The following is a 9,140-nucleotide window of genomic DNA, read 5'->3' on the forward strand; positions in this document are numbered from 1 at the left end:
CGGCCATGCCGAGACTCCGTCTGCGTCACGCCGTGCGTGCCGCGCTCGCCGCCCTCGTCCCGCTCGCGCTCCTCGGCGCGGTCACGGGACCCGCGCACGCCGCCACCGGGGCGGCCTGGCCCGAGCCCGTCCCGGTGGTCTCCCACATCGAGACCACCGACCCGGTCGTCTTCATCACCATCGACGACGGCTGGAACCACGACCCCGCGGCGGCGCAGCTGCTGCTCGACCGCCGGGTCCCCGCCTCGCTGTTCCTGCTCCCGGGCGCGTACTCGTACGACTCCGGCTACTTCCACAACCTGCTGAACCAGGGCCGCTCCCGCGTCGAGAACCACACCGTCAACCACCCCGACCTCACCACGCTCGACGCGGCCGGCCAGAAGGCGGAGGTGTGCGGCGCCCGCGACCAGCACCTCGCGCAGTTCGGCGACGGCCCGCGGCTGCTCCGCCCGCCGTACGGCACCTACGACGGCACGACCCGGACCACCGCACGCCAGTGCGGGGCGAAGGCCCTGGTCACCTGGACCTACGACCTGACCACCTGGGGCCAGTGGACCCCGCAGGCCCCGCGGCTCAAGGCCGGCGACATCATCCTGCTGCACTTCAACGAGACGGTGACGCAGGACCTCAAGCGGGCCCTCGACCTCGCCGAGGCGGCCGGCCTGAAGCCCGCGCCGCTCCGCGAGTACGTCCCCGAGTAGCCGCTACAGGATGACGTGCGGGAGGAAGCGGGCGTACTCGTCGGTGACGAGCCCCGCCGACTCCCGTATCCCGAGCCCCGCCGCCTCGTCCTCGACGACCCACGCGCCGAGCACCACCCGGTTGCCGTCGAAGTCGGGCAGCGGGGCCAGCGCCTGGTAGCAGCAGGCCTCCCCGTCCCGCGCGAACGGCTCCGTGCCGGCCTCGTGCAGGGTGACGCCAGCGCCCTCGCGGCCGAGCAGCGGCTTGGCGACCCAGCCGGTGGTCGCGGCGAGTTCGCGCGGCCCGTCGAGATAGGCGGGCAGCAGATTGGGGTGGCCGGGGTACAGCTCCCACAGGATCGCCAGCAGCGCCTTGTTGGAGAGCAGCATCTTCCAGGCGGGTTCGATCCAGCAGGTGGTGCCGGTGCCGCCGCCGTTGTCGAGGGTGTCGAGGACGTGCCGGCCGAAGCGGTCGGTGGTCAGCCACTCCCACGGGTAGAGCTTGAAGCAGCTGCGGATGAAGCGGAGCCGGTCGTCGACGAAGCGGCCCGAGAGCCGGTCCCAGCCGATCCGTTCGACGGACAGCGCCTCGGTCTCCAGACCGGCCTGCTGCGCGGTCTCCCGCAGGTACGCCACCGTCATCAGGTCCTCGCCGAGCTCGTCGCCGTCCGAATGGGCGAAGTGCAGCGGGCCCGGCGGCAGCAGGTGCGCCTGCCGCTTCCAGGCCTCGACGAGCCGCTCGTGGAGCGAGTTCCACTGGTCGGCTCCGGGGAACCGTTCCTCCATCCAGAACCACTGCGGACTCGCCGCCTCCACCAGCGAGGTGGGCGTGTCGGCGTTGTACTCCAGCATCTTCGCCGGACCCGTACCGTCGTAGCGCAGGTCGAACCGGCCGTAGAGGGAAGGGAGTTCCGCACGCCGGTGCCACGACTCGGCGACCAGGCCCGCCAGCTTCGGGTCGGTGATCCCGAGCTCGGCGAACCGGTCCCGCTCGACGATGTGCGCCGCCGCCGCGAGACACATCCCGTGCAGCTCCTCGACGACCTCCTCCAGCGCCTCGACCTCGGGCAGCGTGAACGAGTAGTACGCGCTCTCGTCCCAGTACGGGCGCAGCGAGCCGTCCGGGTAGCGGGTCAGCGGGTAGACGAGCCCCTGCTCCTCGACCGTCCGCTGCCAGTCCGGGCGGGGTTCGACGGTGTGCCGTTCCATGGTGTCGCGCCGCCCGCCTCAGCCGCCGCCGGTACCGGAGCAGCCGAAGCCGCCGGTGTCGACGGCGGTCTTGTCGAAGCTGCCGCCGCTGACCTTCTTGTCGCGGACGGAGCCGCCGTAGTAGTACGAGCCCCGATGCGTGCCGCTGCCGTTGTCGTCGTCGCTTCCGCCGCCGCTCTCGCACCGGTAGCTCGGCAGCTCCTCGCGGGTCAGCGGGTCCACGCACCGCCGGTCCGGATCCGCACCGCACGCGGTGATCGTCGCCGCGAGCACACCCATCCCACCGAGCACCACCGTGCTCGACCTGAGCCTGCGCATCTCCGTCGCCCTCCCCTTCGCGGTCGCGGCCGTCACGGTCGCGGCCTTCGCGACCGCACAGTGTAGGCCGGTGATTTCCGGCCGCAGCACCTAGAGTCGTTTCGTGCTTCTCGGGATGATTTGTGCGCTTGCCTCGTCCGTGTGCTTCGGCGCGGCCTCGGTGTTCCAGGCGGTCGCGGCGCGGGCCGCCGAACCGGGAACGGGCGGCGGCGTCGACGTCGCACTCATGTGGCGGGCCCTGCGCCAGTGGCGCTATATCGCCGGCCTCGGCATGGACGCCCTCGGCTTCGTCCTCCAGATCGTCGCGCTGCGGACCCTGCCCATCTACGTCGTCGGCGCGGCCCTCGCCGCCAGCCTCGCCGTCACCGCCGTCATCGCCTCCCGGGTGCTCCGCGTCCGGCTCAAGCGCGTCGAGTGGCTCGCCGTCGCCGTCGTCTGCGCGGGGCTCGCCATGCTGGCCCTCGCCTCCGGCAAGGAAGGCCACCGCAACGGCTCCGACGCCCTCCGCTGGGCCCTCCTCGCGGTCTCCTTCGGCGTCCTCCTCCTCGGCTTCCTCGCCGGCCGCCTCCCCCAGCGCTCCCGCGCCCTCCTCCTCGGCCTCGGCGCCGGCTTCGGCTTCGGCGTCGTCGAGGTCGCCGTCCGCCTCATCGACGGCCTCGACCTCACCGACCCCGTCTGGTACGCCCTCCTCGTCGGCGGCGCCTCCGCCTTCCTCCTCCTCACCTCCGCCCTCCAACGCGGCTCCGTCACCACCGCCACCGCCGGCGCCGTCCTCGGCGAAACCATCGGCCCCGCCATCGTCGGCGTCGTCTGGCTCGGCGACCGCACCCGCGACGGCCTCTCCTGGCTAGCCCTCACCGGCTTCGCCGTAGCCGTAGCCGGCTCCCTCACCCTCGCCCGCTTCGGCGAACCCCCAGCGGCAGACACGGACACGGGGGCGGGGACTAGGGCGTCGCCGGGGGCGGGGTCGGCTGCGGGGCCGGGCGCGGCGCCGGGTGCGGGGCCCGGTGCGGGGCCGGGCGCGGGACCAGGCGCGGCCCCGGGCGCGGGACCAGGCGCGGCCCCGGGCGCGGGACCAGGCGCGGCCCCGGGCGCGGGGCCAGGCGCAGACCCCGACACGGGCCCGGACGCCGCCTGAGGCTCAGGGCCGGGCGCCGCGCCCAGGACGGCGCCCGGGTGCGGGGCCGGGCGCTGCCTCGGGTGCGGGGCCGGGCGCAGACGCAGGCCCGGACACGGGCCCGGACGCCGCCTCAGGCTCAGGGCCGGGCGCCGGCTGAGGCGCAGCCTCAAGCGGCGCACCGGGCGCGGGATCGACTGGCCCGGCGGGGCCTTCTCGCGCCCCCGCTCAGGGGAGGACGCGGCAGAGGGTCTGGAGGGCGTTCTGCCAGGCGCTGTCGGGGGGTGTGGCGTAGCCGACGACGAGGCCGTCGAGGGTGGGGGGGATGGTGGGGCGGCGGAATTCGTTGAGGCCTTGGAGGGCGAGGCCGTGCCAGGCGGCGGCGCGGAGGGCGTCTTGTTCGGTGCCGGGTGGGAGGGTGAGGACCGCGTGGAGGCCGGCGGCGATGCCGCTGACGCGGGTCGCGGGGGAGTGGGTGGCCACCGCGGCCACCAGTTGGTCGCGGCGGCGCCGGTAGCGGAGGCGGCTGGCGCGTACGTGCCGGTCGTACGCCCCCGAGGAGAGGAACTCGGCGAAGGCCAGTTGGTCGGGGGCGCTCGACGCCCAGTCCGCGGCCCCCTTCGCCGCCACCACCTCCCCCATCAGCTCCTCCGGCACCACCATCCACGCCAGGCGCAGCCCCGGGGCCAGCGATTTGCTCGCGGTGCCCAGGTACACCACGCGCTCCGGCTCAAGTCCCTGGAGCGCGCCCACGGGTTGCCTGTCGTACCGGAACTCGCCGTCGTAGTCGTCCTCCAGGACGAAGCCGCCCGACGCCCGCGCCCAGTCCACCACCGCCGCCCGCCGGTCCGGCGGCAGCGCACCGCCCAGCGGGAACTGGTGGGCAGCGGTCATCAGCACGGCACCGGCACCGGCCCCCGCCGGCCCCTCCCCCGCCAACTCCTCGACGCACGTCCCCCGTTCGTCGTACGGCAGCGGCGGCGTCCCCAGACCGGCCCGTTCGAGCAGCCCCGTATGGACGTCAAGGCCGTACGACTCGACCGCGACGGCCCGCACGCCCCGGCGCCGCAGCACCTCGCCCATCATCATCAGCCCGTGCACGAACCCCGAACAGATCATGATCCGTTCGGGCCGCGCGTGCACACCCCGTGCCCGCGAGAGGTACTCGGCCAGCGCGGTGCGCAGTTCGATCCGGCCGCGCGGATCGCCGTACCCGAAGGCCTCGTTGGGTGCCGCCGTGAGCGCCCACCGGTACGCCTTCAGCCACTCGGCGCGCGGAAAGGAGGCGAGGTCGGGGGTGCCGGGCTTGAGGTTGTGGGCGGGGACCCCGGGTCGCCGCGTGGCCGCCGGTGCGGAGGGAGTACGGCCGGGGTCGGGGGGCCGGGTGGTACGGGTCGCCGGGCGGGCGCCGGGGGTCGCGCCGGGGGTCCCGGCGGTGCGGGACGGTTGGCGGGCGCCGGGGGTCGCGGGCTTGCGCAGGGCGGCTCGGCGGGCGACGTGGGTGCCGGAGCCCTGGCGGGCCGTGAGCCAGCCCTCGGCGACCAGCTCCGCGTAGGCGTCGGCGACGGTGTTGCGGGCCATGCCGAGGTCGGCGGCGAGGGACCGGGAGGAGGGCAGTCGGGTGCCCGCCTCCAGGCGTCCGCTGCGCACGGCTTCCCGCAGGGCTTCCATGAGTCCGGCGCGCAGCCGGGGGCCGCGCAGGTCCAGGTGCAGATCGGCCCCGAAAGTGGCCCACTCGTTCGCCATGTAAATGGACCATACTCGTGCGCCACAGGGCTCGTACGGTGATCGGTATGACGACCACGACCCCGCGCACCGCGCCCGCCGCCGAGACCACCGCCGCCGCTCACGGGAACTCCGGGGAGTACGCCCACGAGCACACCCCCCGGCTCGCCCTGGCCGAACTCCACCCCGAGTTCTACCGGGCCATGCTCCGCGTCGAGGCGGCCGCCGCGAAGGACGTCGACCCGACCCTGTACCACCTGATCAAGATCCGGGCCTCGCAGATCAACCACTGCGCCTTCTGCCTGGACATGCACACCAAGGACGCGCTCGCCGAGGGCGAGACCGTCGAGCGGATCGTCCAGCTCTCCGCCTGGGAGGAATCCCGCCACTTCTACACGGAACGCGAACTCGCCGCGATCGCCCTCACCGAGGCCGTCACCGTCCTCACCGACGGCTTCGTCCCCGACGACGTGTACGCCCACGCCGCCGCGCACTTCTCCGAGACCGAACTCGCCCGGGTCATCGCCGCGGTCATCACGATCAACGCCTGGAACCGCATCGGCGTCACCACCCGCATGGTCCCCGGCCACTACACCCCCCGCTCCGCATGACCGGCACCTCCGACGCCCCTGACCTCCCCGTGACCGGCTCCGGCGGGGCCGCGATGCTCCCTGTGGCCGGGAGCGACGGGGCCGCGACCCGCCCCGCGGCCGGCTCTGCCCTCCGCGCCCTGCATCACGGCCGCGCAGCCGGCGACCCGCTCGTCCTGCCCGGTCCCTGGGACGTGGCCACCGCGCGGGCCTTCGAGGCGGCCGGCTTCCCCGCGCTCGCCACTCCGAGCGCCGGGATCGCCGCGTCGCTCGGTTACGAGGACGGTGCCACGCCCGCGGAGGAGATGTTCGCGGCCGTGGCCCGGATCGTCCGGTCGGTGTCGGTCCCCGTGACGGCCGACCTGGAGGGCGGTTACGGACTTCCGGCGGCCGAACTCGTGGAGCGCGTACGGGAATCCGGGGCGGTCGGCGTCAACCTGGAGGACAGCGGGCCCGGGCGCGTACTCAAGGACCCCGAGGCGCAGGCGGAGTTCCTCGCGGAGGTACGGGCGGCGGACCCGTCGCTCTTCGTCAATGCCCGCGTGGACGTCTACATCCGCCGCGTCCCCGAACCGGCCGCGGCCGCCGTCGACCGCGCCCGGCTGTACGCCGCCGCGGGTGCGGACTGCGTCTATCCGATCGCGGCGCCCCTCGCCGATCTGCCCGCCCTCCGGGCCGCGCTCGGCTCCCTCCCGCTCAACGTCCTCGCCGTTCCCGGCGGACCGTCCTTCGCCGAGCTCGGGCGCGCCGGCGCCACGCGGGTGACCTTCGGGGACGGACTGCTGCTGCGCGCGCTCGACGACGTGTCGGCGCTCGCGACGAGGCTGCGCGCCGGGGACGGACTGTAGGGCGCGGGGGCGGAAGAGGGGGGGGGGGGGGGGGGGTGTCTCCCCCCCCCCCCCCCCCCCCCCCCCCCCCCCACACCCCCAAAAAAAAAGACAGAAAAAAGAAGAGAGAAGCCACCCCACCCCCCCCCCCCCCCCCCCCCCCCCCCCCCCCCTCCCCCCCCCCCCCCCCCCCCCCCCCCCCCCCCCCCCCCCGCCCCCCCCCCCCCCCCCCCTCCCCCCCCCCCCCCCCCCCCGGCCCCGGCGGTACGTTTCTGCTGTGGCCTCGTGAGAGGTCAGTTGTCCTCGTGGGCGACCGCGCGGCGCGCGTCCGCGTCCAGGACGCCCCAGCTGATCAGCTGCTCGGTGAGGACCGAGGGGGACTGGTCGTAGATGACGGCGAGCGTGCGCAGGTCGTCCTGGCGGATCGACAGCACCTTGCCGTTGTAGTCGCCGCGCTGCGACTGGATCGTCGCCGCGTAGCGCTGGAGCGGGCCGGCCTTCTCCTGGGGGACGTGCGCCAGGCGCTCCAGGTCCAGAACCAGCTTCGGCGGCGGCTCGGCGGCGCCACCCGGGGTCGTGCCCGGCAGGAGCTCCTGCACCGGCACCCCGTAGAAGTCGGCCAGCTCGGCAAGACGCTGCACGGTCACCGCGCGGTCACCACGCTCGTACGAGCCGACCACGACGGCCTTCCAGCGGCCCTGGGACTTCTCCTCCACCCCGTGGAGCGACAGACCCTGCTGGGTGCGGATGGCACGGAGTTTGGCCCCGAGCTGCTTTGCGTATTCGCTGGACATAACGCTCCCGGACGCTGTGACGACATGCGGCTGCGCCGCGCGGCTGGTAACTCACTGTGAGGTTACGCAGCGTTACTCTTTCCCGTCAAGCCGAATGGTCCGTACCGCCCCCTCCCGGGGGACCGCGCGCGGAGCGGCGACCGGGGTGCGCGCGTCGCGGCCGTCCAGCCCTGGTAAAGTGAACGGCGCAATTCCGACGTCCTTTAAGAACCGTCCCGTGAGGCGGAGAAGGAGGTCCGTTTTTCATGGACACCCAGCAGCAGTACAGCGATGACGCCCGGCCCGTCCTCGAGGCCCCCGACATCGCGCGGGTCCTCACCCGCATCGCCCACGAGATCGTCGAGCGCGCCAAGGGCGCCGACGACGTGGTCCTCCTCGGCATCCCCACCCGCGGCGTCTTCCTCGCCCGCCGGCTCGCCGAGAAGCTCGAATCGATCACCGGCACCAAGGTCCCGGTCGGTTCGCTCGACATCACCATGTACCGGGACGACCTCCGGCTGAAGCCCGCCCGGGCCATCGGCCGTACCGAGATCCCCGGTGACGGCGTCGACGGCCGCCTCGTCGTCCTCGTCGACGACGTCCTCTTCTCCGGCCGCACCATCCGCGCCGCCCTCGACGCCCTCGGCGACATCGGCCGCCCGCGCGCCGTCCAGCTCGCGGTCCTCGTCGACCGCGGCCACCGCGAACTTCCGATCCGCGCCGACTACGTCGGCAAGAACCTCCCCACGTCGCTGCGGGAGACGGTCAAGGTCCAGCTCGCCGAGGAGGACGGTCGCGACACCGTGCTGCTCGGCTCCAGGCCCGCCGCCTAGCCGGACCGGCTTCCCCCGCGGGGCCCAGGGCACCCCCCTGCGCCCCCGCATGTCCGCACACCTCCCCACCACGGAGAGACACCCCGATGATGCGTCACCTCATCTCGGCCGCCGACCTCACCCGCGACGACGCCGTCCAGATCCTCGACACCGCCGAGGAGATGGCCCGGGTGGCCGACCGGCCCATCAAGAAGCTGCCGACCCTGCGCGGCCGGACCATCTGCAACCTCTTCTTCGAGGACTCCACCCGCACCCGGATCTCCTTCGAGGCCGCCGAGAAGCGCCTCTCCGCGGACGTCATCAACTTCGCGGCCAAGGGCTCCAGCGTCTCCAAGGGCGAGTCCCTCAAGGACACCGCGCAGACCCTGGAGGCCATGGGCGTCGACGCGGTCGTCATCCGGCACGGCGCCTCCGGTGCCCCGTACCGCCTGGCCACCTCCGGCTGGATCGACGCCCCCGTCATCAACGCCGGCGACGGCACCCACCAGCACCCCACCCAGGCCCTCCTGGACGCCTTCACCATGCGCCGCCGCCTGGTCGGCCGCGACGAGGGCCTCGGCCAGGACCTGGCCGGCAAGCGCATCACGATCGTCGGCGACGTCCTGCACAGCCGCGTCGCCCGCTCCAACGTCGACCTGCTGCACACCCTCGGCGCCGAGGTCACCCTGGTGGCCCCGCCGACCCTGGTCCCCGTCGGCGTCGAGACCTGGCCCTGCGAGATCTCGTACGACCTCGACAGGGTGCTGCCGAAGTCCGACGCGGTGATGATGCTGCGTGTGCAGCGCGAGCGGATGAACGCCGCCTTCTTCCCCACCGAGCGCGAGTACTCGCGCCGGTACGGGCTCGACGGCGACCGGATGGCGAAGATGCCCGAACACGCCATCGTCATGCACCCCGGCCCCATGGTCCGCGGCATGGAGATCACCGCCGAGGTGGCCGACTCCGACCGCTGCACGGTCGTCGAGCAGGTCGCCAACGGCGTCTCCGTCCGCATGGCGGTCCTCTACCTGCTTCTGGGCGGCAACGAGTCCGCCGTCAGCCACACCCGTACCGAGGAGACGAAGTAAC

General features: G+C 73.8%; 9 protein-coding genes and 1 pseudogene. 6 read left to right on the forward strand and 4 right to left on the reverse strand.

Features of this window, described 5'->3' with window-relative positions; all coding sequences use genetic code 11:
• The first annotated feature begins 5 nt into the window (after window positions 1-5).
• Window positions 6-701 carry a polysaccharide deacetylase family protein gene (locus ACZ7G1_RS05620; protein ID WP_470879924.1) on the forward strand — a complete coding sequence of 232 codons (696 nt, stop codon included), beginning with the start codon at window positions 6-8 and terminating at the stop codon, window positions 699-701.
• Window positions 702-704: 3 nt separating this feature from the next.
• On the opposite strand, the gene ACZ7G1_RS05625 is transcribed toward ACZ7G1_RS05620, so the two are convergent.
• Together ACZ7G1_RS05625 and ACZ7G1_RS05630 are read right to left on the reverse strand one after the other, a co-directional pair.
• A complete protein-coding gene (locus ACZ7G1_RS05625; protein ID WP_470879922.1) occupies window positions 705-1,889 on the reverse strand; it encodes a glutathionylspermidine synthase family protein in 1,185 nt (394 codons plus the stop codon).
• Window positions 1,890-1,907: 18 nt separating this feature from the next.
• Window positions 1,908-2,207, reverse strand: coding sequence for a hypothetical protein (locus ACZ7G1_RS05630; protein WP_470879920.1), 300 nt, complete (start codon window positions 2,205-2,207; stop codon window positions 1,908-1,910).
• A gap of 115 nt (window positions 2,208-2,322) precedes the next feature.
• Here ACZ7G1_RS05630 and ACZ7G1_RS05635 point away from each other — a divergent pair.
• Window positions 2,323-3,144 (forward strand): annotated as a pseudogene (locus tag ACZ7G1_RS05635) (hypothetical protein); the annotation flags it as partial.
• Window positions 3,145-3,552: 408 nt separating this feature from the next.
• On the opposite strand, the gene pdxR reads toward ACZ7G1_RS05635, so the two are convergent.
• Window positions 3,553-5,070, reverse strand: a complete 1,518-nt coding sequence (pdxR, locus tag ACZ7G1_RS05640) for a MocR-like pyridoxine biosynthesis transcription factor PdxR (RefSeq protein WP_470879918.1) — start codon at window positions 5,068-5,070, stop codon at window positions 3,553-3,555.
• A 47-nt stretch (window positions 5,071-5,117) separates the two neighbouring features.
• Here pdxR and ACZ7G1_RS05645 point away from each other — a divergent pair, with 47 nt between their 5' ends.
• Window positions 5,118-5,660, forward strand: coding sequence for a carboxymuconolactone decarboxylase family protein (locus tag ACZ7G1_RS05645; protein WP_470879916.1), 543 nt, complete (start codon window positions 5,118-5,120; stop codon window positions 5,658-5,660).
• A gap of 53 nt (window positions 5,661-5,713) precedes the next feature.
• Window positions 5,714-6,487, forward strand: coding sequence for an isocitrate lyase/PEP mutase family protein (locus tag ACZ7G1_RS05650; RefSeq protein ID WP_470879951.1), 774 nt, complete (start codon window positions 5,714-5,716; stop codon window positions 6,485-6,487).
• A gap of 272 nt (window positions 6,488-6,759) precedes the next feature.
• Here the strand turns inward: ACZ7G1_RS05650 and bldD are convergent, their stop codons facing one another.
• Window positions 6,760-7,260, reverse strand: a complete 501-nt coding sequence (gene bldD / locus ACZ7G1_RS05655) for a transcriptional regulator BldD (RefSeq protein ID WP_017242229.1) — start codon at window positions 7,258-7,260, stop codon at window positions 6,760-6,762.
• 245 nt (window positions 7,261-7,505) lie between these two features.
• Here bldD and pyrR point away from each other — a divergent pair, with 245 nt between their 5' ends.
• Together pyrR and ACZ7G1_RS05665 are read left to right on the forward strand one after the other, a co-directional pair.
• Window positions 7,506-8,072 (forward strand): bifunctional pyr operon transcriptional regulator/uracil phosphoribosyltransferase PyrR, encoded by a 567-nt coding sequence (gene pyrR / locus ACZ7G1_RS05660; RefSeq protein WP_470879241.1) that lies wholly within the window; start codon window positions 7,506-7,508, stop codon window positions 8,070-8,072.
• Between the two features lie 86 nt (window positions 8,073-8,158).
• Window positions 8,159-9,139: an aspartate carbamoyltransferase catalytic subunit gene (locus ACZ7G1_RS05665; protein ID WP_470879243.1), complete on the forward strand. Its 981-nt coding sequence runs from the start codon at window positions 8,159-8,161 to the stop codon at window positions 9,137-9,139.
• The last annotated feature ends 1 nt before the right edge of the window (window position 9,140 follow it).

The organism is Streptomyces sp. NPDC037273 (assembly GCF_055603625.1).

What these genes read in the sequence shown, in the direction of transcription:
- ACZ7G1_RS05620 (WP_470879924.1), top strand. Translation starts at nt 6, where the DNA reads ATGCCGAGACTCCGTCTGCGTCACGCCGTGCGTGCCGCGCTCGCCGCC.
- ACZ7G1_RS05625 (WP_470879922.1), bottom strand. Translation starts at nt 1,889, where the DNA reads ATGGAACGGCACACCGTCGAACCCCGCCCGGACTGGCAGCGGACGGTC.
- ACZ7G1_RS05630 (WP_470879920.1), bottom strand. Translation starts at nt 2,207, where the DNA reads ATGCGCAGGCTCAGGTCGAGCACGGTGGTGCTCGGTGGGATGGGTGTG.
- pdxR (WP_470879918.1), bottom strand. Translation starts at nt 5,070, where the DNA reads ATGGCGAACGAGTGGGCCACTTTCGGGGCCGATCTGCACCTGGACCTG.
- ACZ7G1_RS05645 (WP_470879916.1), top strand. Translation starts at nt 5,118, where the DNA reads ATGACGACCACGACCCCGCGCACCGCGCCCGCCGCCGAGACCACCGCC.
- ACZ7G1_RS05650 (WP_470879951.1), top strand. Translation starts at nt 5,714, where the DNA reads ATGCTCCCTGTGGCCGGGAGCGACGGGGCCGCGACCCGCCCCGCGGCC.
- bldD (WP_017242229.1), bottom strand. Translation starts at nt 7,260, where the DNA reads ATGTCCAGCGAATACGCAAAGCAGCTCGGGGCCAAACTCCGTGCCATC.
- pyrR (WP_470879241.1), top strand. Translation starts at nt 7,506, where the DNA reads ATGGACACCCAGCAGCAGTACAGCGATGACGCCCGGCCCGTCCTCGAG.
- ACZ7G1_RS05665 (WP_470879243.1), top strand. Translation starts at nt 8,159, where the DNA reads ATGATGCGTCACCTCATCTCGGCCGCCGACCTCACCCGCGACGACGCC.